Raw genomic sequence first — 315 nt, forward strand, 5'->3', positions numbered from 1 at the left:
CATCAACTCCCGGCATTCATTCCATAAGTCCATATTTTCAGGGAACTGCATAATGGCTTTGAACTTATGCACGATATGACCCGGGGCTGTTTCAGCTCGGGAAATCGGATCATCATTATTAAGTACCGTATTAACCCCTAAGAATTTTACCGTGCCATCAGGTGGGCCAAGGTATTGCACAGCCGCTTCAATAAAGCGCCAACGGGTCTCACGTTCGGTTGCTGACTTGGCTTCTTTATCCGTAATAATGTCATCACACATCAAAAGTTTAGGGCGACTGGCACCATGGAATGCACCACGTACTGCTTGATCTGC

General features: G+C 46.7%; 1 pseudogene. It reads right to left on the minus strand.

Annotation, left to right across the window (positions count from 1 at the left end):
- Positions 1–315 (minus strand): annotated as a pseudogene (locus tag CJF42_RS25255) (hypothetical protein); the annotation flags it as partial.

This window comes from Pseudoalteromonas sp. NBT06-2, from assembly GCF_002276045.1.
Taxonomy (GTDB): Bacteria; Pseudomonadota; Gammaproteobacteria; order Enterobacterales; family Alteromonadaceae; genus Pseudoalteromonas.